Consider the following 23,781-nt stretch of genomic DNA (forward strand, 5'->3'; position numbering starts at 1 on the left):
GTTTTTTCAATATTTTTTATATTATAGGCAAATAAAGGATCAAACAAGGATTCATCAATTACATTTTCTTTGTCAACAAATTTACCTTTTCTTCCTGCAAACTTATAAACACTTGATTCTCTCGCCTTTTCAGGATTGAAATTTTCTTCAGTTTCTTTGATCAATTTTTCATTGTTGACCATTATTCCATCAAGTTTCATATTAGCGAACAAATCTTTTTTCTCATCTAACAGTTCTGAAGTATCTTTTAGCATATAGTATTGGTCAGATAAGCTTTGGTAAAAAGCCCCCAGGGCTTTTGAATTTTTATCGGACTTAACTACCGACTGTAAATAAAGTAACAATTGAAGGTCTATACCATGATAGATCTTTGAAATATCAAATTCTTTGCTACCCGTCTTATAGTCAATTATCCTGTAATAATCATTTCCTTCTGATGAATACTTGTCGACCCTATCAATTTTACCTTCAATAAATACCTCTTCACCATCTACTTTGATCTCTATAGCCTTATATTTGCTGTCCCTACCATATTTTATTTCAAAATCTATATCTTTGATATTTGATTCTTTTAATTGGTTTTCAGTGAATTTTGCATAAACATCCGCATTTTGGCCCATTTGTCTAGCAAAAAACATATTTTTATAATCATAGGTCTTAAAGTCTTCCATGGAATCATTTAATACTTTTTCAAACAAAATTTTAGAATCAACTTCTTGCTTCTTATTTATTGTTTGGTCCAGGTATTCTTTCATAAATTCATGGATAAGATTACCAGTATCCATCCTTGAAAATTCGATATTGTCAAATTCTCTAGGTTTTAGTCCATACCTTATAAAGTGGTGGTATGGATTAGAGTTAAATGTCTCAAGTTGACTTACTGAAAACTTGTCTAAATTAAATATTTTATCTACCAAGTTAGGATCTAAATTATTCTTAGCCTTATCTTGTGAAGATATATTTATAGCATTTAGAATTGTATTGTATTCATCTTCATCACCTTCAAATTTTTTGTACAACAAGTCATAATAAATTTTTTCCTTTTCATTTACTAGGCTATTATTTTTTGTCTTTGCAAATACATAAGGTAGGTACGAATTCAACTTATTTTTAGAATAAATATAGTCTAAAGGACTTATTTTCCCTATTTTAATATTAGCATTATTAACAAGCACCCTTACAAAATTTAATATATAAGCCTGGTCCATGGCTTCATTTCCAGAATTAACTAGTGAATAAGAAAATACAATTTCTTCCTTGGCAGAATGCAATATTTCATAGAAGGATAATAAATCATTGGCACTGTTATTTTTTCTAGTATTTCTTATCTTTAAATCAAAGGCCTCTAAACTTAATTTTTCCTCTTCATTTAATATATCCACATCATCATTGGCAGGAGGATAGTAAACATTTGTCATACCTAAAACATAAATCTTTTTACACTTATTAAACCTAGACCTCTTTATATTACCTACCATTATTTGATCTTGTGATGGAGGCAAAATACCCACCTTAAAGTTGTCTATAGCCGAAAGAAGAATATCGGTATATCTGGAAAATGAAATTTCAGCCTCAGGCATTAGATACATATCATCTAAAAGCTCAATAAAGCTATTCCAGATCATTCTATTTTCTTCATTATCTTCTTCAGCTTGCTTTTCTTCGTAAGAGCTATAGGATGTTAGTAAAATCTCTTTTGTAAAAAACTTATATAGAAGTTCAGTATAGGCTTGGAAAGTTTTAGGCTTATCATCTTGGATTAAGTCAAAAATATTTTCCCCATCAACTTCAAGGATATCTTTAAATAAATCTTTTACTTCAGTAACTTTTTCTAAATTCTCCCTATCCTCTTCCTCGTATCTTTGACCAGGACTTATATTATAATATTTATCCTCTACAAGCATAGGTCCAAAAAAGTTTCTTCTTTCAACAAAGTTTTGGAAAAGGTCCATACTGTTCCTATCAACATTTAAGAATGATGATTTTAAAAATTGAATTAAATTTTGTGGACTTAAGTCATTTTTAAGTAGTTTAATGGCGGATTTTAAATATTTGACCATGGCATTATCCAATAGATTTCTGGTCTCATCTAAGAAATAAGGCAGGCCATTTACTTGAAATATTTTTTCTATCTTTGGAAAATATTCATTGGATTCTGTGACCAAAATAGCTATATCTTTGTAGTTTAATCCCTCATTGACCAAATCCTTTTTAATTGATATGGCTAGATTATCAACTTCATCTTCGGTGTTGTTTAATTTGTTGATATAAATATTGGATAATTTTTTATTAGCTTGTTCTGTATTATTATTTTCTTCTTCAGTAGTGTTATTTTCTTTTTTAGGATCTGGAAATTCATTTTTAATATTATTCAAGTCATACCTAAACATATTGGCAAGTAGAATTTCTACATCTGATTGGTCTTTTATAGGTGCAGGATTAATTATCTCAATATCTTCTATAGTTTCTCTAATTCCCCTATAAAAATTTAGGGATATATCAAAAACATCTGCATCTTTTACTAGCCTCTTGTCACCCAAAATTAGACGCTTGTCTAAGATTAAACTAACAAAAGAAAAATCAGAAATAGCGTTTATACTTTTAACCATTTCAAGTTCTTTGTTTGACATATCATGGAACCTATAAAAATAAAAAGCTGCATCTTTGAATGCATCCATTTGACTTATCTTTTCAATAGCTATTTGACTTTTATCCTTAGTAGAATATGAAGATTGGGCTAGTAATTTCCTATATTCAGATGATATTAAATTTATATCTTCCAACTTTTTCCCTAATTCACTATCATCACCCATTTTTTTAACTATTTCCCTAAGTCCAACTTCATCCAAGTTATTGTCTGCAAATTGGTCCATCAACCTTATCAAGAGTTCAATAAACTCTTTATCCTCTGTATTGTTTTGAAATACTTTAAGGTCGTTTTTATGGTCTAGAAGTATTGATTGCACCATCAAATATTTAGCCTGGTCTGATATAAAATTTAAACTTCTACCACCTGCTTGATGAATAATTTCATTAGCAAGCTTGGTAAAAGATTTAATTTTTAAATTAAAGGTTGAGTTTATTTGTAAGGCTTCAAAGGCTTCGATTTCTGTACCTAGGGTAAATTGTTCAGGTACTATCAAATAAACTATTTTATTATCATTTAATTTTTCTTTGATGGAATCATATAAATATCTTTTATTTTCTTCCACATATCTTGAAATTAAAAGTTGCATTTTATCCCCTTATGCTAAATATCCAGGTCAAAAGACCTGGATAAAGTTTTATAACATCATTTTTGCAGCGCCATACATTCCTGCATCATTTCCTAATTGAGCCAAGGAGAATTTAACATCCTTAGTAACTGGAAAGGCAAGTTTTCTATAAGCTTTTCTTACACCATCTAATAAAAATTCACCTGCATTAGAAACGCCACCACCTAAAACAAAGGCTTCTGGATCAACTACTGCTGCTATGATAGCTAAGCCTCTGGCTAAGTTTTCAAAATATTCCTCTACTACCTTAACGGCTATATCATCACCATCTTGGGCAGCTTGAAAGATTTCCCTAGCGTCAATATAGTCCAAATCTCTTAATGAAGATTCTTCTTCACTTTCAAATAGGTAATCTTGGGCTAATCTTTCTATACCTGTAGCTGAAGCAACCTGTTCTAGACATCTGCTTCCACCACATCCACAAGTCCATTCTAAAGGTTCTTCAAGAATTGGCATATGTCCTATTTCTCCACCAGATCCTGTAACACCTGCAAGGATTTTACCATCTAAAATAACACCACCACCAACTCCTGTACCAAGAGTTACCATTACTACGTTGTTGTATGCTTCTGCAGCACCCTTCCATACTTCACCTAGGGCTGCAACATTAGCATCATTTGCAACTTTTACAGGAAAATCTAATCTTTCGCTAATGTAATCTGCTACATTGACATTGTCTTTAAAACCTAAGTTAACTGCGGTCTTGATTATCTTTTCATTCAAGATAGGTCCTGGCATACCTAGGCCAATACCTGTTAAGTTTTCTTTAGTTAACTCGTGTTTTTCTATAATCTTTTTTAAATGATCTGTAAGATCAGGTAAAATATTTTCACCCTGGTTTTGTGTTCTAGTAGGAATGGTTGACTTATCAAGCAACTTACCCTTGTCATCAAAAAGTCCAAATTTCATTGATCTTCCGCCAACATCTACTCCAATTGTATATTTAGACATATTTTCCTCCCAAAATCTCTATATTTATTCTATTATACCAAATTTATCATAGTTTTTAAGAAATTTATTTGTAGACTTTTAATAAATAGTATAAACTAGTGAGGTATTGTTTTTTTCAATACAGAAAAGTGTTTATTCGGCACCCACTTAAAAAATCGGAGGTAAAAATGAAAAAGTTAAGTTTAGAAGATTTGTCTAGACAGGCAGTTATCGCTGCTTTATATGTTGTAGCAACCCTAAGTTTAGGTGATGTTGCATACGGTCCTATTCAATTTAGATATTCTGAAATTTTAAACTTACTAGCATTCTACAATCCTATCAATGCAATTGGGGTTACTCTAGGTGTATTTATATCCAATTTCTGGTCAACACTTGGTGCCGCTGACCTAATATTTGGTACCCTACATACGGCTATCGCCCTATACTTTGTTGGAAAATCAAAGAATTTATGGATGGCTTCAATATGGCCAACTGTATTTGCTTTTATCATAGGATTTGAATTGTCAGTAATAGCCCATATCCCAGGTGGATTCTTGCTACATACAGCAACAGTAATGGCTTCAGAATTTATCATCATGACTGTGATTGCAGTTCCAGTATTTAAGTTACTGCAAAAAAACGACGCATTCTTAAAGTCAATAGGATCTTATAGACACTATCTAGAAACAAATAAAAATCTTTAGGAATTATTTAACTGTCCAAAACTAAATTGCTAGTTTTGGGCAGTTTATTTTGCACAAAAAAATTGCCACGGTATCCCGCAGCAATTTTTCTAATTTCTTATTTTGTTGAGTTTTTAATTTTTAGCTTGTTAAAGAAAACATCGGCTATTTCCTTTGTTTGTTCTCCTAAAACTATTTGTAATTGGTGTCCAAATTCTACAACACCTCTTACGCCATAGATGTTTTTAAGAGCTTCTTTATTAGCTAAAGAATTGTCTATTAGATTTACTCTAAGTCTGGTTTCGCAAACTGACATTGATTCAATATTGCTAATTCCGCCTAGGTTTTCTAAAATAACAACTGACATATCGTTATTGCTCATATTAACCTCCAATTTTTTCTATCATAATTACTCTTTTGTTTATTTTCTATCGTTTAAGACTATTTCTAGTCTAAATGATAATACACAATAATTTTTTATATTTCAAATTTTTTTGTCAAAATTCAAATTATTTGTGCCTAATTATATTATTAATGTAAGAATTGGCATTTTCAGTGATTGATTCAATTTCTTCCTGGCCACATTGTCTAACAACTTTCCCTGGCGTACCCATGACCATTGAACCCTCTTCTATCACCTTGTTTCCTGTAACTAAGGCACCTGCACCGATTATTGTATTCTTCTTTATATGAGCCCCATCTAGGATAATTGCTCCCATACCTATCAAAACATTGTCTTCTATAGTTGCACCATGGATAATTGCAGAATGACCTATAGTAACATTCTTCCCTATAGATACTTCGGAATCTCTCGACAAATGGATTACTGCATTATCTTGAACATTTGAATTGTCCCCTATTACAATTTTATTTTTCAAGTCTCCTCGGATTACTGCATTGTACCAGACTGAAACATTTTCTCCAAGGACTACATTCCCCATGACCCTTGCCCCTTCTGCAATATAGGCTGAAGTAGGAATGCTTGGTCTTATGCCGTCTATTTCTTTGATTGTTATGGACTCATCTTCATCTAAAATTACAGTAAAACCTTCTTCTCTTAAGTCTATAAACAAGTCAATGATTAGTTTACCGTAGTCTCCTAGATTTTTTATAAAGTCTGAAGAATGTTTGATTTCTATATCTAAGGCATTCTTTTCACTCAATAAATCCCACAAGGCATCCAGATTTTCACCGTAAAAGTCTGGAAAATCAAATTTCTTTTTCATATCCTTGTGAAAGTCTTCCTTGCTTGTGTAGTCTCTACCGTCTAAAATTATTTTATTCATATAAAACCTCGAAATTTTTATAATGGTCGCCTGTAAAGTAAATGACCTGGCCTTGGTCTGTATAAACTAATCTTTCAGGCCCTCTAAAGCCTCCCTGGTAGTTTACATCTGCTTCAAAGTATTTTTTATCTGTTGGAAGCTTGCCTTCTCTATTTGAAAACCTATCACCCCCGATGACACCCTTGTCGGTTACATCCCATAGGTTTCCCTTTGATGCATCCCAACCAAGCTTTTTAGCTTCCGATTTTTTCAAATAATTTGCTGGTAATTTTTTATACTTGTGCAAGTACAGGGCTACCTGGTCCTTGCTGTAGTATTTACCATCTTCTACGACTTCAGCATTTTCTACAAGCTGCTCTTGGTCATCAGTATTGTTGTCTATCAAAAGATTTTTAGCAAATAGTACAGCAAAAATTAAGAATATTATTAGGTATAATTTAAAGTTCTTTGGATTTCTCACATTTCCTCCATTTCTTATCTAGACCATTATAACATAAATTTGACTATAACTGTCTTTAATAATATAATCATATATACAGATATGGGGGTATTCTGGTTTCGACAGGATATTGGAACATAGATAAGCATGTGGAAGGGCATACTTCCTAAAAATAGCAAATTAAATTTAAATGCAGAAGATAATAACTTCGCTTTAGCTGCTTAATTTAAGTCAGCTTGCCACTTGTTAGACCCCACGACTAGCAACTGGTATCATATTTAAGTGGGCAAACTAAGTCTAGTAAGCTTTGCCTAGACTAGGATTTTATGAAGCTACCATTTTATTTGTTTTGTTGGTTCACATATAAAATGGGAAAATTAAAAATCAACTAAACATGTAGAAAGTCTTTGGGAAGCTATTTTGGACAGGAGTTCGACTCTCCTTACCTCCACCAATAAATATGGGGATGTAGCTCATTTGGGAGAGTGCTTGAATGGCATTCAAGAGGTAGTCGGTTCGATCCCGATCATCTCCACCACTACAATAAAACGGCTTTATACAGGCCGTTTTATTGAATAAGTAAAAATGTAACTATAAGATATTTATATCTAAAGCGAAGGACTTATTGTACATATATTACTTAGGAGGGCTTATGGAATTATTATTAGAATTAGCCTCTACTGCAGCTTTTATTTGGGCATGTACACAGGCTCCAAAGATAATTAGCTATTGGACTGGAAAAGAAGAAAACGAATAAAATTAGTAAGTAAAGTAAAATCAGGTAGACTACCTGATTTTTTATTAGTAAATATAAAATATGCTATAATTTAGCCATGATAAATAAAATATTAAATAAAAACCTAGGAAGCCACAGCAGCGGATATTCCTTAGCCTTCCTAGCTAATAATCAAAATCAAATACACAATACTGGCAATCTTTCCTACAACTATCCAGGTCTTGTAAATGATGAGACCCTTTATGACATAGCCTCCCTATCAAAAACTTTTACAGCTATTCTTACTTTTATAGCTGTCCAAGATGGAATTTTTGACTTGGATACAGAGATCTGTGATATCGATCCAGCCTATAAAAATCTTGGTCATATAAAAATAAGCGATCTTTTAGCTCATAGGCAGGAAATCTGGACACCAAGACACTTAAAGGAAGCTAAATCCAAAGAGCAAATGATCGATCTTTTAAATGAGTCTTATGTCTATAGTCAAATACCACAATATAGTGATGTTCACTATATGCTTTTGGGAAGACTTTTAGAAGAGTCCTATAAAAAAGACTACCAAGACCTTGTATATGAAAAAATGAAAACCCCATATAATTTATCTTCTTTGACATACAGTCCAAGTAAAGAAAACTTAGCTGATACAAGATTTGAAGTATTTCCCGATAAAAGTATAAACCAAGATGAAAGGATTGGTCTGCCCCACGACCCAAAGTCAAGGCTTGCAATAGATTATGGTCTTATCCTAGGTCATGCCGGTATTTTTATAAATTCAAAAGACCTATTGAAATTTTTGCAAGCTATTATGGAAGAAAATATTATCAAGGGCGATTTTTTCAAATCACTCCTAGACCATGATGATATAAATGGCTTAAATAAGGAAAAATTAAAAGAGTCCAAAGATATAAAAATCCAAAGTCTATCCAAGCCCTATTGTCTAATGGGTGCTAGACTTAGAAACGAAATAGAGGAAGAAAATGAAATTCCAGATAAGTCAAGTGACAAGACTGTGTACTTTTCAGGCTACACAGGACCTGCATATCTGCTTGACTTTAAAAATAAAATAATCATTGTCCTCATGTCAAATCTCACCCACCACAACACATATATGAGACTTGAAAGAAAGAAAATAGCCAATGATATGATAAAGGAAGTTTATGGGTGTTTGATAGAAGAATAAAATTTAAAAGACAAAAGGTTTCGGATATTTCCGAAACCTTTTTTACTAGAAAGCAACCTTTGCGTGGCCTTTTAGATTTGTTTCTATAAATTCTTTTACCTTTTCTGAATTTATAGCCTTAATTAAAGCTCTTAATTCATCTGAATCTACATTTTCTTTTCTAGCAGCTAAAGTAATAGCAAAAGTTTGGTCTGCTTCTGGTTCTAAAATTAAACCATCTGTTTCAGGTTTTAAGCCTAAAGCATCGATATAGGTTGGGTAGTTAAAGGTTAAATCTGATTCTTTAAAAGCTTCATTTAAGTTTAATAGTCCCCATTCCTTGAAAACAAGATTTTTAGGGTTTTCACTTACATTACTTACTTCCAAGTTGTAACTTTCAGGATCATCTAATTTAATTAAACCTGAAGAGGCCAACATTCTTAAAGCTCTTGTCCTATTGGTTGGATCATTTGGTATAGCAACAACTGCTCCATCTTTTAATTCATCAAGACTCTTTACTGTGTTTGAATAAAATGCTACTAAAGCATTATATACTGGTGTTGCCTTGATTAAATCACCATCATTACCATCGTTAAATTGTTGCATGAATGGTTCGTGTTGGAAGAAGTTTGCATCTACTTCCCTATTTTGTAAAGCAACATTAGCTTGAACGTTGTCTGAAACCTTTACAATTTCTAGGTTGTAACCAGCTTCTTTCATATCATCTTTTATTAATTCCAAGATATCAGTCATTGGACTTGTGTGTGAAGCAACTTCAACTGTCTCTAATTCTCCACTCGCTTCTTTTACAGTTTCTTTGCTTGATTTAGGATTTTGGTCTGCTTTTGAACATCCCACTAAAAATATAGTCAACGCCATCAATACTGCTAAAACTTTCTTCATTTAAGACTCCTTATATTTATTTACTTTTTTAGCTATAAAATAACCAATTGATTGGATAATAAAAACATAAAGTACAAAAATTATTATGATTAAATACATCATTTGATAATTGTATTGTTGGTAGCCCTCTCTAAAGGCATAGTCACCCAGGCCTCCTGCACCTATTACCCCCATGACTGTCGAATATGACAGCAGAGAAATAATAGTTGATGTAAAGGATAGGATTAAATCATTAAGAATGGATGGAAGTAGAAAGTATCTGATAATCTGGTACCTGCTAGCTCCCATTGAAATGGCCCTATCCACTATATTGGCGTCAACACTCAAATAGGCCTGCTCCACAAATCTTGCATATATACTTATAGTTACCAGGCTAAGCGGGATGATGGATGATATGACTCCAAATGAAGTCCCCCAAATCGCCCTATTTACCGGTATCATTATAAATATAAATAGTAAGAATGGTATGGACCTGATTATATTTAATCCAATACTTAAAATTTGATAGAGGGTTCTATTTTTTAAGAGATAATCCTGGCTTAGGGCAAATAAAAGTGAACCTAGTGGGATAGATACTATAATAGAGATAAATATCGAAAGTCCCATCATTATATTGGTTTCAACGAAGGCCTGCCAAATCCCTTCCTTATTTTCTATTAATAAATTAATCATAGAAATACTCCACTACATGGTTGAAATAGTTATCTTCTTGCTTGTTGGTTGACTTATTTGGAATGATTTCCTTTTGAATCTGTCCCTTGTCTAAAAGAAGAATCCTGTCAGAGAAGTTCTTTAAGACATCTAGGTTGTGAGAAATGATGATAATAGAAATCTTTTTTTCTTCAACTATCTTAGCCAATAAATCAAATATTTCCTTTTCCGCACTAGCATCTAGAGCAGAGGAAATTTCATCACATAAAAGAACCTTAGGTTTCTGTATAAGCGCCATGGCTATGGCAAGTTTTTGCTTTTGTCCCCCACTTAAGTGTCTTACATATGATTTTTTAAGCCTAGATATTTGCATAAAATCTAAGATTTCATCTATTTCTTCTTCATCAACCCTGGTCTTATTTAGCTTATAGACTAGCTTCAAATGATATAGGACAGTCTTATTTTCTAAAAGATTTGCCGACTGAAATATATAGACAATCTTTTTTCTAGTCTGTCTCAAGTCTTCATCTGACATGGTCTCAAGTGGCTGACCCATATATTTTATGTTTCCACTATCTTGCTTCACAAGCTGGTTGGCCATCTTTAATATAGTCGACTTACCCGATCCGTTTTGTCCAATCAAGCCCAAAACTTCGCCTTCAGCAAGGTCAAAGTTTATACCATCAAGCTTAAAGTTGGAAGATTTGTATTCTTTTTTTACACCTTCAAATTCAAGTACCATTTTACATCCTTATGTTTTTCAATCTCTTTTTCATTATGACATAGAAAAAAAGATATATCTATGCTCAAGGTCACATTGCCTATTTCTAGGTACATAAAAAGCTGCCAAAGTGTATCTTTGACAGCTTAAATATTTATAATGTAAACATATTTACAGCTTCCATTTCTCCCATTATCAATACTGTATCTCCAGTTTTGAAATCTGTAGAGGGATCAGGGTTACCAATAAATTTTTGATCCCTATTTATACCTAATATGGTTAACCCATATTTATTTCTAACATCTAATTGTATTAAAGTCTTGCCTATCCACTTTTCTGGAACTATGATTTCTACAATTTCATAGTCCGAATCCAAATGAAGCATTTCAATCGCATTACCATAAACAAGGTTGTGGGCTAATTTTTTTCCAGATTCCTTTTCTGGAATAATAGCCTTTTCCACCCCTACCTTTGTAAGTATTTGTTGGTGAATTTCATCCCTAGCCTTGGCAATTATTTTTTTAGCACCTAATTCTTCACATAGGGCTGCAGTCATGACTGAAGTTTTGAAGTCTGTTACCCCGATGATTACTACGTCAACTTCTGTAACCCCAGCAGCCTTCAAAATATCTACCTGGGTTGAGTCACCTATAAGGGCAGATGTAAGATTATCTCCCAAGGCATTTACATTCTCTTCGTCTATATCAATGACTATCACTTCATTTCCTAATTCATATAGTCCTCTGGCTACAGATTTACCAAACCTGCCCAGACCTATTACTGTATATTGTTTCATACTTCTCCTAACCTATTAAAATATTTTCTTCTTGTAATTTATATGACTTGCTTGGATTTTTCCTACTCAAGGCAACTATGATTGACAAGGGACCTATCTTACCAAAAAGCATGGTAGCCATGATAACCAGTTTTGAAAATCCATGTAAGTTTGGTGTGATCCCTCTTGTAAGTCCAACTGTACCATAAGCTGAGATAACTTCATAAATGATATCAAGATTTGACATGTTCACTTCAACGAGTGATACCAAAAAGATTGCTGTCACTATCCAGGCCATGGATATAGTAAATATAGATGTGACCTCTGCACCTGTGTCTTTTGGTAGTCTTTTATTAAATATATTGAATTCTTTGTCTTGCTTTACATTAGATTTTGTAATGATAAACAAGGAAAGAAAACTTGTTGTTTTAAAACCACCCGCAGTACCTGCAGGAGATCCCCCTATAAACATTAGCAAGACCATAAGGACTGCGGAAGCATTCATATACAAGGCTTGAGGGCTTGTATAGAAACCTGCTGTCCTTAAAGTAGTTGATTGGAAGAATGCTACTAAAATCTTATTAAAGAAGCTATATTCTCCCAAGGTTTGTGGATTATTGTATTCAATAGCTATAAATAGCACTGTTGGGACTACTAGCAAAATTGTTGTTATTATCAAAACTAATTTTGTATGTAACTTATATTTTTTATAGTTAAATTTATTTTTCTTTAAGTCGCTGAATACTGGATATCCTAAACCTGCCAAAATGATTAAGAATGATACCACCAAGGATACATTCACATTTGTCGCATATGGTGCCAGGGAATCATTCCCGATTATATCAAAACCAGCATTACAGTAGGCTGATATAGAATGGAAGATTGAATAAGCAATCCCCTTTCCTAAACCAAATTCTGGTATAAAGCTAAAGGATAAAAATATTGCCCCTATTCCTTCTAGTAAGAATGTTGATACAAGTACAAATTTCACCATTCTTATGATCCCTGAAATAGACATAGCATTTCTTTCTTCTGAAAGATGGAGTCTATCAGATATGGTAAACCTTTTATTTAATAAAATTGATATAAAGGATGCTGCAGTCATTACCCCAAGTCCACCTAGTTGGATAAGTGTGATTATCACAATTTTACCAAAGGCCGACCAATGAACAGCTGATGTCAGGGTAACCAAACCAGTCACACAAGTTGCTGATACGGCCGTAAAGGCTGCATCTAGGGGTCTAGTAAAAACTCTGTCCTTGGATGAAATTGGTAAAATCAACAAAATAGTTCCCACAAGTATCACTGCCAGATACATAAAGAGAATCAACCTTGTTGGTCTTTTTTCTATATATTTTTTATAAAACTTTGTCTTTTTTAAATTCATATCTACTCCTAAGTATCTAGTATAACACTAAAAGTGGGAATTGGAAGAAAATTTTGCACGTTTATTTATTAATAAATTTCAAATAAATCAATTGCATAAAAAAGAACGATGACCTCTAGCCATCGCACTCTCTATCTTTTTAACTTTCCTATTTAATCATCTCTAAAACAATCTCAAAACCTTTTTCTTTTAGTGTTTCCACTAATTTATCTGAGTCTTTTCCGTATGCAATTATTACTGTCTTTCTATCTAATTGGTCAAGACTTTCATCAATTACTTTTTCAGAATTATCTAGTTTCTTATCAGCTTCTTTGTAGATAGCTTTAGAGTTCTCTACATATTGTAAAATCTCATTAGCAGTATCTTCACTTATCTTTTGAACTTTCGTAAGTGCTAGGGATTCTATCTTTTCAACAGAAGTTCTTATAGGTAGCGAAGATGTAGTTCCATCATATTCATATTCGTAGAATTTTCCTAATTCTAGATTAGTTCCTTCTGGAGTTTGAACTTGCATCAGCTGGTTATAAGTTTTTCCTTCAACAACTATTTCTTCTGAGAAGAAGCCATTCCCTAGATATACTCCTTGCGCTTTAGTCATGTCTTCTTCATTAGTTTCTTGTTGAGTCTCTTTTGCTGTTTCTTTATTATCATTAACTGTGTTATTTTTACAAGCTGTTAATAGCAGAGTAAGTGAAAATAGTATAACTAATTTTTTCTTCATTTCTACTCCTATAAATTTATTTTTTGTTTTATTATACAATATATTTGTTAAAATAAAAACATTTTTATATTTTTATTCAATATAGCATATCCAGAAATTGAATTTTTAAAATTTATAGACTAGATCATATGTGTTTATGTTATTTCAAAACCAAACAGCAGAACTAGTCATCCTTGTTATAGATTTTATTTTATTATAAACTATTAACAGGAGGAAGTAATAGTAATTATAAGCTAATAAGCCTTTTCAATTACTAGATGGTAAAGATCTTACCATGAAAAAAATTAAAAATATATATAGGAGAATAAAATGGGAAAATATGAAAGTTTAGCCAAAGACATAGTAGAAAATGTCGGCGGTAAAGAAAATATCAATGGTTTAACTCATTGTATTACAAGGTTAAGATTTAGATTAAAGGATGAATCTAAAGCAAATGATGAGTTTTTTAAGAATAACGATGAAATAGTTACTTTAATGAAATCTGGTGGTCAATACCAGGTTGTTATCGGAAACCATGTACCTAGAGTATATGAAGATGTAGTTGAAGTTGCTGGCTTAAGTGGATCTAGCGAAAGTTCCGAAGAGGAAAGCAAAGGATTATTTAATAAATTCATTGATTTAATGAGCTCAATCTTTCAACCAATATTGGGTACACTAGCTGCATCAGGTATTATAAAAGGATTAGTTGTATTACTTGGATTTTTAATACCAGGATTTACAGGCACAGGTACTCAATTAACACTAACAGCAATTGGTGATGCAATCTTTACCTTTATGCCATTTGTAGTGGCATATTCTGCAAGTAAGAAATTCAAACTAAACCCAGTTACAGGTATAGTAATGGCTGGCGCCTTAGTTTATCCAGCCTTACAAAAGTCTGCCTTAAGCGCTGGTGGAGAAGCTTTAGGACAATTACCACTTGTTGGAGAATACTATACTAAGTTTTTAGGTGTTCCTTTAGTTACTGAAAACTATGGTGGATCAGTTGTCCCTATAATTGCAATTATAGGATTTGGATCCTGGGTTGAAAGAAAAGCTAAAGACTTTGTACCAAATGTATTACAAGGATTCTTTGTTCCATTCTTTACCTTATTAATCACAATGGTTTTAGGTCATCTAATTATAGGACCTGTTATGGCTTTACTAACTAATGCTTTAAGATTAGCATTTGAATCATTAATAGGATTTAGCCCTATATTATTTGGATTAATCCTAGGTGGTGTATGGCAAATATTAGTAATATTCGGATTACACTGGGCAGTTATACCTATAGGTTTAATTGTATTCCAAACTCAAGGTTGGGATAGAATAATGGTTGCAAACTTTGCTCCATCTTTTGCTCAAACAGCTGCTGTTGTGGCAATGTATTTAAAACTCAAAAATCCTAAAAAGAAAGCTATAGCCGTACCAGCAATCATTTCAGGTATATTTGGTATAACAGAACCAGCAATATACGGATTCTCACTACCTGAAAAGAAACCTTTCGTATATTCATGTATTGGTGGTGCTATATCAGGTGCTTTATTCATGGCTATGGGAGGTACTAGATATAACTCTGGAGGATTAGGTATTTTTGCTATTCCTAACTATATCAGTCCAGAAGGAGAAGGATTACTAAGAGTTATGGTAGCAATGTTATCAGCAACTTTAATCGGTTTCATACTTACATTACTATTCTGGAAAGATGAATCAGAAAGTACAGAAGAAAGCAATGAAGTATCTAATGCAAAAACAATTACTGAAGAAAACAACAAAGAAGAAATAATCTATTCCCCATTAAAGGGTGAAGTTATAGAATTAAAAAATATAAATGATCAAGCATTTGCTTCAGGAGCTCTAGGTAAGGGTATTGCCATTGAGCCAACAGATGGAAAGGTTTCATCTCCTGTAAAAGGAACTGTAACCATGCTATTTAACACCAACCATGCTATAGGTATCACATCTGATTCAGGTGTAGAAATACTAATCCACATTGGTATGGACACAGTTAATTTAGATGGCCAAGGATTCAAGGCTCTAGTAAAAAATGGAGATAAAATTGAAGTAGGCCAAGATCTAATTGAAGTTGATTTAGAATTATTAAAAGAAAAAGGTTTTGAAACTGTAACACCTATAGTAGTTACAAATACTGATGATATGGTTGATGTCATTCCAGTAGCTAATAACAAAAAAACAATTGAAAGAAAAGAAGAACTTATAACTGTTTTAAACTAGGAGGTAAAATGTCTTTAAGAAAAGATTTTTTATGGGGAGGAGCAACTGCTGCTAACCAAGCTGAAGGTGGATATTTAGAAGGTGGAAGAGGCATAGCCAATGTTGACCTATTGCCTGCAGGTCCTGATAGATACGAAGTTACTACAGGTGACAAAAAAATGCTTGAATTTGATGATAACTATTTCTACCCTGCTAAAGAAGGTATAGACATGTATCACAGATTCAAAGAAGATATAGCTTTATTTGCTGAAATGGGCTTTAAAGTATATAGATTTAGTATAGCATGGAGTAGAATTTTCCCAAAAGGTGATGAAAAAGAACCTAATGAAGAAGGACTAAAATTTTACGATGAATTAATAGATGAATTGTTAAAATATGGTATAGAACCTCTAGTGACTATCTCACACTTCGATTGTCCTGTACACTTGATTAAAGAGTATGGTTCATGGCGAAATAAAAAGATGATTGTTTTCTTTGAAAACCTAGTAACAGTTTTATTTAACAGATATAAAGGCAAAGTTAAATACTGGCTAACATTCAACGAAATCAATATGCTACTTCACAGACCTTTTATGGGTGCAGGTATCGTTTTTGAAGAAGGAGAAAATAGAGACCAGGTTAAATACCAAGCAGCTCACAATGAGCTTGTAGCTTCTGCTTTAGCTACAAAAATCGGACACGAAGTTGATGAAAACAATATGATTGGTTGTATGCTTTTAGGTGGATCAACCTATCCATACACACCTAATCCTGATGATGTTTTTGAAGCATACTTAAATGATAGAAAAAACTATTTCTTTACAGATGTCCATGTTAGAGGTGAATACCCTAACTATGCTATAAAGGAAATGGAAAGATTAGGAATAGAGATAGAAACCACAGAAGAAGAAATGAAGTTATTAAAAGACCATACAGTAGACTTTGTTTCCTTCTCATACTATTCTACAAGGGTTGCAAGTACAGACCCTGAAGTATTGAAAAATACTACTTCATCAAATGACATCTCTTCAATTAAAAATCCTTATCTAAAAGCATCTGATTGGGGTTGGCAAGTTGATCCAAAGGGATTGAGATATACATTAAATCAAATATATGATAGGTATCAAAAACCTTTATTCATTGTTGAAAATGGATATGGTGCCAAGGATGAATTGGTCAATGGTACTGTTGAAGACGATTATAGGATTGACTATTTAAGAGACCATATCAAGGCTCTGAAAGATGCAGTTGAATTAGATGGTGTTGATTTACTCGGCTATACTACCTGGGGACCAATTGATTTAGTTTCAGCTGGTACAGGTCAAATGTCTAAGAGATATGGATTCATCTATGTAGATAGAGATGATGAAGGTAATGGAGATTTAAGAAGATACAAGAAAAAATCATTTGATTGGTATAAAAAAGTAATAGAATCTAATGGTGAAGTTTTATAAACTTTAAAATAAAAAATAACTGTTTATAAGTGTTTAGCTTATAGGCAGTTATTTTTGTTTATAGAGTATCATTCCTCTATCTTCCTGTATTAAGTAAATATCTTTCCCTAGTAAATTTAGTGAAATTAAAATCAGTTGTTTTATCTATTAATTTTGCTTTTTGATTTTCAAAAGTTTTGTAATGTACAAATCCTAATTTTTCTTGGACTCTTTTAGACTTTTCATTTCCTGCAAAATAATTGGCCCAGATTACATTCATTCCTAATTCTTCAAAGGCATACTGGATAAGTCTTTCTCCAGCTTCAGTTGCGAATCCATTCCCCCAATATTTTTCTCCTATCCAAAATCCTATCTCACATTCGTCTTTTATATTTTCATCAAACATTTCGCTTTTCATTTTAAGTTCTATTGAACCAATAGCTATATTATCTTCTTTTTTGCATATAGCGTAGCATTCTGATCCAGTAAATATGTTTTCTATAATATATAGACTTTCCTTAACACTTTTGTGAGGTGGAAATCCAGCTATTAGAGCTACTTTTGGATTCTTTGCATTTTCGTATAGGCTTTGGGCGTCTGCTTTTTCCCAGGGTCTTAGGATTAGTCTTTTTGTTTCTAGTATCATAGTTTTACCTCTATTATAAACGTATTTTAACTACCCAGCTATCTTTTATCTTCATCTCTGAAAACAGCTAGCTTCTTACCATTTTTATCTTTCCATTCTACCCAACCGTTATTAGATCTACCAATTACAAGTAATCCAGCAGTCGATGGAGAACCACAAACTACATCTTCTATTAAAATATCATTCTCTATTCTTGCTTTTTTTCTTATTTCCGGAAGATAACCATCTTTAGTTGGAGCACATTTACTTCCTTTTAAGACCTTAATTATACCATCTTCAACTATGGCTTCACCTTTAACTCTACCGAATCCTTTGACGTTTCTATTTAAATAATATCTACCATTAGGAATAAATTTCAGATCAGATTTTGACTCTAATTCTTTTGAAGAATCATCAAAGATTTCTTCTTTTGTCTTTTCTTTAGGATAGATAATAGTTCCTTCAAATGATGAAAGTAAGCTAACAACTAAATCTTCATCTAAAGCATATAATTCAGTGTTTGAAACCTTGCTTTTTATAAAAATTTCATCAATTAACTTTTCCTTTTCATCATAATCCTCAACTTCTATAGCAAACCTACGAGTCAAGCCTGTAACATTAGAATATCCATTTTTTTCTAAATGATACATCCTTGATTCATAGTTATTGCTACCGGTTTTCCCTATCTTTAGAAGACCAGGAACTACAGTCGTCATTACATAAATTATACCTTTGGACATTTTTACCTCGTTTTTATTATTTCTTTTTAAAAATCATTCTATACATTTTAAAACGTAGAAAATAGTTATTTAATAATTCCAATAAATCTAATATTTTCTTCTAATTTTCTAGTATTAAGATTAAACTCCAAAATTTTTTCAAATATATTTTTTAACTCATCCGCAATAAAAAAAGGAATATTGTTTTCAGTGTTATTTTTCATTTGATCAGTAATTTTAGTAAATACTATATTTATGACTTCTGAATTAGATCTAGTCACTTCAACTTTAAACAGTAAGGAAGATAAAATATTATTATCTATTATAAAATCTTTATCTAAATTATTAATAATATCATCAATTGAATTTATTTCTTCTGGAAAATTTATTAAAAACTTTAGTATCAAATTTTTTTCATAGTCAGTAGTTTTTATCGGATAATTTTTTGTACGATTTATTAAAAAATCTAAAATCCAATTATTGAATAATCTTCTTTTTCCCTCCTTATCAAGCAATTTCACATAATAAGATAATCTTGAATAAAATATCCCTATATTTTCTTTTGGTACGTCATCGTGAAATATATTGGGTATATAATCTTTAATAGGATTGTCTGAATAATTTATAATTAGAGATACATAACTTTCAATCATATTTTTTCTTAAATCATTATTAAAAATTTCAATATCTCTAATAGCCTTATGAAACTTATTTTCCATAGCTTCAGCAAGCTCAGGATATAAATATGATTGATATAAGAAGCCATACCAAATTATATTTAACAACTCTTTATCAGAAGTGTTAAATTTACTTAGTATATGTTTTCTACTCCAATCTTTATCAAGACTATACAGTAAAGAAGCATTTCCGATGATTACAACATTAGTAAAAGCATAATCATTATCTTCCATTATTTCACATAAAAAATCTTTAAATTTTTTATCTAAAATCTTTTTTTCATTATCCTGTACTGATAAAGAAATTAACTTTATAACAGAATAGGCTATACATCCTTTAGACGTATTTAAAGCTTTTGATAAGTAATTTCCACCTTCCATAGATATATCAATATTTTCTGAATATCTCCATAGAGTTTTTAATTTATTAAATAGATAATCTAACACAATACAATCTATTTTTTTACATGCATTTATTATAGAAAAAAAACTAAACGAAAACTCAAAACAAAATCTATCAATTAAAGGAAGAATGAAAATATCATCCAAAATATTTATTAATTCTTTATTCGATACTTCTAGTTTATGCAAAGAATTTATAACACTTTTCCAAATATCATTTTGCATCTCATTATTTATTAACAATAAAGATATTAATCTATTTCTAAACTCTAAATTTTTTATACATATATTTTCTATAGTTTTAATTAATGTAAATCTTTCTGCATTTTCAAATCCATCCCCTGAATATATTAAAAATTCATCAAACAATTCTTCAATATTATTAATTATTTCTTTTTCAGTATATGGTAAGGGGGCATCTCCCCATATTGTAATAGATTCTCCAACTATTAATTCCGGATTTTCTCTAGGCTTAAAATAAGGATATTTATTTAATATCATTTTAATATATTTCTTTATATCTTGATTATCTTTATCACACTTTTCTAACCAGATTAATAAATTATATTTTTGATAATAATAAGTTTTATCACTAAATTTTTCATTAAGTTTTTCTTCATGCATTAAATCGTCTAAAAAAACTTTTTTCTCATTATTATTTAAATCCGGAAAAATATTTTTATATAAATAAAATAATTCTTCTTTATAATCTAAATCAACTATTTTTATTCTATTATTTTTCAATATTTGTAGCTTCTCACTTTTAGGTATCTCAGAAGATTTTTCAAGTAATAATAACGCAGATTTAGTTAATATTTTTATATTTGAAGAAATATAGTTTTTAATCCAATAATTCTTATTTTCTTTATTTAATCCTAAAAGCAATTTTTTCATAATAAACATGAAGGAATCTTTAGAACTAATATAATCATCCTCATTTTTATAAAATGATGAAAAAATAAAATCATCTATATTTATACCAATACTTTTAAATTTTTCCAAAGAATGCAATTCCATTGCTATTGCATTTAATATTTTTAGATTGTATTTATTACTGAATGTTTTATATTTATTCCATATTAAAGGAAGATTATATTCGTCAAAAATAAAATCTATTGAAATCATATCTTGATATTTAATTTTTATTTTAAACTTTAATATTGCCGATAATATTTCGCCAGCTACGTATTCTAATTCTAAGCTATATTTACAGCATAAATCTAATAATCCTATTAATGAATAGTAATTCAATTTTGTAAAATCTATTAGATTTATTAAAATTTTAATTTTTTCTATATCAATTTCTCTATTAAAAATAGTCCTAAGTATTTGATATTGCATATTAATGTTTAAACAAAATTTTTTTTCTTGATAAAACTTAATGAATAAGTTAGTGTCAGTAATTAGTATATTATTACATAACCATTCCGTCTTTTTAAGTGAAATGTCATTAAGTTTTCCCTCAGTAAAAATCTCATCCAGTAAACCCTCATTAAAAAGATATGAAGCCCACTCACTGCCATTTATTCTTTCAAAAAAATAGTTAGTATAATGAATATTATTAAGTATCTCCATTATCTCAAATCTAAATTCTTCATCTAAATTAATTGGATTTTTTTCAGTGATATCATTTATTCTTATAATCCATTTATTTCCATCTCTTAATACTAAGCTAGATAGCCTAGATATTGATTTATACAATTGTTCATAATTATCTTTTTTATATAATGTGGGAGTCATACCTAAATGTTTATAATCATCTATCATATCTTCAGTTGAAAAAATATATCTCTTTGAACCTGATAAATCAGGTAATGATCTAGTGAAATATTTCATTACAATATCGTTATAACTATATCCTACAAAAAGTATAACGTAATCTGATTCAAATAATTCTTTTAAAAATTTAGAAACATTTCCATCAAGCATATAGCTTTTGCCAAAATCAGAATCTGTTAATATTATATTTTTAGGTTCATTAACGATTCCATGTAAATGCACTATCCCATTAAAATCATTACCATATGGAAATGCTGGATTTGAGAATATTTTAAATTCTCTTTTATTTTTCTCTAGTATCTGTTCAAACATTACATCATAATTTGTTGTTACTATTCTTAAATTTTTATCTAAGAAACATTTAGTTAATATTTTATGATATTTATTAGATTTTAAATCTTTTTTATTTAAAATATCGCACACATCAGCGTGTACATCATGCCCTAAATTTTTTACTTTACCAAGATATTGATCATCTGGGACACCTTCGTTTTTTGGTGTATTTATTAATTCTGAGATTTCATCAGTTAGTTTGTTAAAACTTGGTAATTTTGTTGGTTCTCCCATAGACACTCCAGCACCAGCAAATATTACAAGTTTATTATTTTTCATCGCATCTACCAAAGATTCTGGATAATCAATACCATTTATTAGCATTAGGTCACTCCTCAATGTTCAGAATATATTATCTTCTTACAACTTTTATTATCTATATATGAAATAATATTCAATAAGCTTTTATAGCGTCAACTTCATGATAAAATGCATCGTCAATTTAAGTTATATTGAAAAGCTATTAAAACTTATTATTTTCTCTTATTTTATTATAATATATATATTATTATCTTATCCAATTTTTATGTTTTTTTATAATGCTTGTTCTAATATAACTAATTCAACAAAAAAAAAAGATAATCGATTTTAAATCAATCATCTTTTTTATATCCATATTTATTTTTTTTAATTTCTTTACGTATTTATTAATTATGAATAACTTAACATTAATTTAAGGCTTGAAATCTATATAAAATTATTTACTTAAAATATCTTTCAATGCTCCATCACTAAAAATCATGTGAAGATTTAATATATTATCGATTTCCTCCATAGCTTCAGTAATTGGGTTTATAGCTGTTTTCCAGCCTTGACCATCTGTTACCCATATAAAACTTATATTTTTATCTTCACTTATTAGTCTATTAAGATTCATAAATTCACCACAAACCGATTTTAATTTACTACCTCCGCCATTGTAGTAATTTGTTTCAATTAAAAATAATCTATCTGTAGTTTTAGTATATATAGCCAAATCAAAACTTCTATTAGCTTTATCAGTTGGGACATTTTTCCCCCATTTAGATAAAATTTGTGATGCTTTTGCTTGAGGCATATAATCTAAATTGTACTCCTCTGCAATGCTTGAAACGTAATCTTCAACAATTGTTTCCATATTAGTTCCACTTCTATTTTTTCTTCCATTACTATCTAAGCCAGCTTCAACACCATATACATAATCTACAAGTGATTTATTCGCATGATTTTTAATAAAATCTAATAATCCTATACTTTCACAAAAATCTACATATGAATCTATATTATCTTTATCTATATTCTTAAAGTTAAGATTTTTATATGTCATAACAAATTCATTTAGATCTAAAATTACAAGCTCTTTATTTCTTTCAGCAATTAAAGAAGGAATTGCTTTTATAAGATCTGGTTGTTTTCTAAAAAGCATTCTTGTCTCATTAACAATATCCTTTTTTCCAACTAAGTAATTTAAAGTATTTAGTTCTAATTCAAACTCATTTGTATTTCTTACTACTTTTTCCCAATTAATAAAATAATTAGGTGTTTTATTTGACATAGACAAAGTGTTAATAAAGTATTCTAATTTATTACTATAATTCATATTTTACTCCTAAACTATTTATTCGTCTTTTTGCAATTTCTAAATATTCTTCACATTCTTCTATTCCTATAAATTGTCTATTTAATTTTTTGGATACAACTCCTGTAGTTCCTGACCCTAAAAAAGGATCTAATATTAAATCCCCTTCTTTAGTAGAAGCTTCAATTATTCTATGTAATAAATACTCAGGTTTCTGCGTAGGATGTTTTCCGTATATCTTTTCAATTTGTGGAGTCAAAGCCCCTTCCCAAACATCTTTCATTTGTTTACCACCATTATATTTTTTCATTAGTTCATAATTATAATAATGACGAGCTTTTTTATCATTTTTTCTAGCCCATAGAACAGTTTCCGTAGAATGCGTAAAATATCTAC

20 protein-coding genes, 1 tRNA gene and 1 other RNA gene are annotated in these 23,781 nt (G+C 30.5%); 6 read left to right on the forward strand and 16 right to left on the reverse strand.

Going from position 1 to position 23,781, the window contains the following annotated elements; translation table 11 throughout:
* The coding region (locus Q0U66_RS02410) for a PD-(D/E)XK nuclease family protein (protein WP_297377103.1) at positions 1–3,236 on the reverse strand (3,236 nt) is incomplete at its 3' end.
* A gap of 48 nt (positions 3,237–3,284) precedes the next feature.
* Positions 3,285–4,226, reverse strand: a complete 942-nt coding sequence (locus tag Q0U66_RS02415) for an ROK family protein (RefSeq protein ID WP_297377105.1) — start codon at positions 4,224–4,226, stop codon at positions 3,285–3,287.
* A gap of 167 nt (positions 4,227–4,393) precedes the next feature.
* Here Q0U66_RS02415 and Q0U66_RS02420 point away from each other — a divergent pair, with 167 nt between their 5' ends.
* Entirely contained in the window at positions 4,394–4,909 is a 516-nt protein-coding gene (locus Q0U66_RS02420; protein WP_297377107.1) for a QueT transporter family protein, read from the forward strand.
* A gap of 97 nt (positions 4,910–5,006) precedes the next feature.
* Here the strand turns inward: Q0U66_RS02420 and Q0U66_RS02425 are convergent, their stop codons facing one another.
* The 3 genes from Q0U66_RS02425 to Q0U66_RS02435 all read right to left on the reverse strand — a co-directional run bounded on the left by Q0U66_RS02425 (position 5,007) and on the right by Q0U66_RS02435 (position 6,634).
* Positions 5,007–5,270 (reverse strand): PTS transporter subunit EIIB, encoded by a 264-nt coding sequence (locus Q0U66_RS02425; RefSeq protein ID WP_103981859.1) that lies wholly within the window; start codon positions 5,268–5,270, stop codon positions 5,007–5,009.
* Positions 5,271–5,397: 127 nt separating this feature from the next.
* Positions 5,398–6,174 carry a barstar family protein gene (locus Q0U66_RS02430; RefSeq protein ID WP_297377111.1) on the reverse strand — a complete coding sequence of 259 codons (777 nt, stop codon included), beginning with the start codon at positions 6,172–6,174 and terminating at the stop codon, positions 5,398–5,400.
* Positions 6,167–6,634, reverse strand: a complete 468-nt coding sequence (locus Q0U66_RS02435) for a ribonuclease domain-containing protein (RefSeq protein WP_297377113.1) — start codon at positions 6,632–6,634, stop codon at positions 6,167–6,169. The genes Q0U66_RS02430 and Q0U66_RS02435 overlap by 8 nt, the downstream gene beginning before the upstream one ends.
* Positions 6,635–6,717: 83 nt before the next feature.
* Here Q0U66_RS02435 and ssrA point away from each other — a divergent pair.
* The 3 genes from ssrA to Q0U66_RS02450 all read left to right on the forward strand — a co-directional run bounded on the left by ssrA (position 6,718) and on the right by Q0U66_RS02450 (position 8,529).
* Positions 6,718–7,067: a transfer-messenger RNA gene (ssrA, locus tag Q0U66_RS02440) on the forward strand.
* Positions 7,068–7,075: 8 nt separating this feature from the next.
* Positions 7,076–7,151, forward strand: a tRNA-Ala gene (locus tag Q0U66_RS02445).
* A gap of 295 nt (positions 7,152–7,446) precedes the next feature.
* Positions 7,447–8,529, forward strand: a complete 1,083-nt coding sequence (locus Q0U66_RS02450; protein ID WP_297377115.1) for a serine hydrolase — start codon at positions 7,447–7,449, stop codon at positions 8,527–8,529.
* 45 nt (positions 8,530–8,574) lie between these two features.
* On the opposite strand, the gene Q0U66_RS02455 is transcribed toward Q0U66_RS02450, so the two are convergent.
* From Q0U66_RS02455 to Q0U66_RS02480, 6 genes are all read right to left on the reverse strand, one after another.
* Complete coding sequence (locus Q0U66_RS02455) at positions 8,575–9,411, reverse strand: MetQ/NlpA family ABC transporter substrate-binding protein (protein WP_297377117.1); 837 nt, start codon at positions 9,409–9,411, stop codon at positions 8,575–8,577.
* Complete coding sequence (locus tag Q0U66_RS02460) at positions 9,412–10,083, reverse strand: methionine ABC transporter permease (protein ID WP_297377119.1); 672 nt, start codon at positions 10,081–10,083, stop codon at positions 9,412–9,414.
* The gene (locus Q0U66_RS02465; protein WP_297377121.1) at positions 10,076–10,804 is read right to left on the reverse strand and encodes an ATP-binding cassette domain-containing protein; all 729 of its coding nucleotides are present in this window, start codon (positions 10,802–10,804) and stop codon (positions 10,076–10,078) included. Before Q0U66_RS02465 ends, Q0U66_RS02460 begins: the two co-directional genes overlap by 8 nt.
* 133 nt (positions 10,805–10,937) lie before the next feature.
* Positions 10,938–11,579, reverse strand: coding sequence for a TrkA family potassium uptake protein (locus Q0U66_RS02470; RefSeq protein ID WP_297377123.1), 642 nt, complete (start codon positions 11,577–11,579; stop codon positions 10,938–10,940).
* A gap of 7 nt (positions 11,580–11,586) precedes the next feature.
* Positions 11,587–12,945: a potassium transporter TrkG gene (locus Q0U66_RS02475; protein WP_297377125.1), complete on the reverse strand. Its 1,359-nt coding sequence runs from the start codon at positions 12,943–12,945 to the stop codon at positions 11,587–11,589.
* Between the two features lie 148 nt (positions 12,946–13,093).
* Entirely contained in the window at positions 13,094–13,666 is a 573-nt protein-coding gene (locus Q0U66_RS02480; protein ID WP_297377127.1) for a hypothetical protein, read from the reverse strand.
* A gap of 309 nt (positions 13,667–13,975) precedes the next feature.
* Between Q0U66_RS02480 and Q0U66_RS02485 the strand changes: the two genes are divergently transcribed.
* Together Q0U66_RS02485 and Q0U66_RS02490 are read left to right on the forward strand one after the other, a co-directional pair.
* Positions 13,976–15,880: a beta-glucoside-specific PTS transporter subunit IIABC gene (locus Q0U66_RS02485; protein WP_297377129.1), complete on the forward strand. Its 1,905-nt coding sequence runs from the start codon at positions 13,976–13,978 to the stop codon at positions 15,878–15,880.
* An 8-nt stretch (positions 15,881–15,888) separates the two neighbouring features.
* Complete coding sequence (locus tag Q0U66_RS02490) at positions 15,889–17,313, forward strand: 6-phospho-beta-glucosidase (protein ID WP_297377131.1); 1,425 nt, start codon at positions 15,889–15,891, stop codon at positions 17,311–17,313.
* Between the two features lie 76 nt (positions 17,314–17,389).
* Here the strand turns inward: Q0U66_RS02490 and Q0U66_RS02495 are convergent, their stop codons facing one another.
* From Q0U66_RS02495 to Q0U66_RS02515, 5 genes are all read right to left on the reverse strand, one after another.
* Entirely contained in the window at positions 17,390–17,938 is a 549-nt protein-coding gene (locus Q0U66_RS02495; RefSeq protein WP_297377132.1) for a GNAT family N-acetyltransferase, read from the reverse strand.
* A gap of 38 nt (positions 17,939–17,976) precedes the next feature.
* Positions 17,977–18,657 carry a DUF4357 domain-containing protein gene (locus Q0U66_RS02500; protein WP_297377134.1) on the reverse strand — a complete coding sequence of 227 codons (681 nt, stop codon included), beginning with the start codon at positions 18,655–18,657 and terminating at the stop codon, positions 17,977–17,979.
* A 65-nt stretch (positions 18,658–18,722) separates the two neighbouring features.
* On the reverse strand, positions 18,723–22,151 hold the full coding sequence (locus Q0U66_RS02505; protein ID WP_297377136.1) for an SIR2 family protein: 3,429 nt from the start codon (positions 22,149–22,151) through the stop codon (positions 18,723–18,725).
* 373 nt (positions 22,152–22,524) lie between these two features.
* Positions 22,525–23,406, reverse strand: coding sequence for a type II restriction endonuclease (locus Q0U66_RS02510; protein WP_297377138.1), 882 nt, complete (start codon positions 23,404–23,406; stop codon positions 22,525–22,527).
* Positions 23,396–23,781 (reverse strand): site-specific DNA-methyltransferase (locus tag Q0U66_RS02515; protein ID WP_297377140.1); only part of this gene is annotated, 386 nt, incomplete at its 5' end. The genes Q0U66_RS02515 and Q0U66_RS02510, both read right to left, overlap by 11 nt.

It is taken from the genome of uncultured Helcococcus sp. (assembly GCF_946998255.1).
GTDB lineage: Bacteria > Bacillota > Clostridia > Tissierellales > Peptoniphilaceae > Helcococcus.

Bases quoted from the DNA above. Each gene is read 5' to 3' on its own strand.
- Q0U66_RS02465 (WP_297377121.1), bottom strand. From the start codon at position 10,804: ATGGTACTTGAATTTGAAGGTGTAAAAAAAGAATACAAATCTTCCAAC.
- Q0U66_RS02425 (WP_103981859.1), bottom strand. From the start codon at position 5,270: ATGAGCAATAACGATATGTCAGTTGTTATTTTAGAAAACCTAGGCGGA.
- Q0U66_RS02430 (WP_297377111.1), bottom strand. From the start codon at position 6,174: ATGAATAAAATAATTTTAGACGGTAGAGACTACACAAGCAAGGAAGAC.
- Q0U66_RS02475 (WP_297377125.1), bottom strand. From the start codon at position 12,945: ATGAATTTAAAAAAGACAAAGTTTTATAAAAAATATATAGAAAAAAGA.
- Q0U66_RS02470 (WP_297377123.1), bottom strand. From the start codon at position 11,579: ATGAAACAATATACAGTAATAGGTCTGGGCAGGTTTGGTAAATCTGTA.
- Q0U66_RS02455 (WP_297377117.1), bottom strand. From the start codon at position 9,411: ATGAAGAAAGTTTTAGCAGTATTGATGGCGTTGACTATATTTTTAGTG.
- Q0U66_RS02460 (WP_297377119.1), bottom strand. From the start codon at position 10,083: ATGATTAATTTATTAATAGAAAATAAGGAAGGGATTTGGCAGGCCTTC.
- Q0U66_RS02510 (WP_297377138.1), bottom strand. From the start codon at position 23,406: ATGAATTATAGTAATAAATTAGAATACTTTATTAACACTTTGTCTATG.
- Q0U66_RS02490 (WP_297377131.1), top strand. From the start codon at position 15,889: ATGTCTTTAAGAAAAGATTTTTTATGGGGAGGAGCAACTGCTGCTAAC.
- Q0U66_RS02500 (WP_297377134.1), bottom strand. From the start codon at position 18,657: ATGTCCAAAGGTATAATTTATGTAATGACGACTGTAGTTCCTGGTCTT.
- Q0U66_RS02415 (WP_297377105.1), bottom strand. From the start codon at position 4,226: ATGTCTAAATATACAATTGGAGTAGATGTTGGCGGAAGATCAATGAAA.
- Q0U66_RS02450 (WP_297377115.1), top strand. From the start codon at position 7,447: ATGATAAATAAAATATTAAATAAAAACCTAGGAAGCCACAGCAGCGGA.
- Q0U66_RS02495 (WP_297377132.1), bottom strand. From the start codon at position 17,938: ATGATACTAGAAACAAAAAGACTAATCCTAAGACCCTGGGAAAAAGCA.
- Q0U66_RS02505 (WP_297377136.1), bottom strand. From the start codon at position 22,151: ATGCTAATAAATGGTATTGATTATCCAGAATCTTTGGTAGATGCGATG.
- Q0U66_RS02420 (WP_297377107.1), top strand. From the start codon at position 4,394: ATGAAAAAGTTAAGTTTAGAAGATTTGTCTAGACAGGCAGTTATCGCT.
- Q0U66_RS02480 (WP_297377127.1), bottom strand. From the start codon at position 13,666: ATGAAGAAAAAATTAGTTATACTATTTTCACTTACTCTGCTATTAACA.
- Q0U66_RS02485 (WP_297377129.1), top strand. From the start codon at position 13,976: ATGGGAAAATATGAAAGTTTAGCCAAAGACATAGTAGAAAATGTCGGC.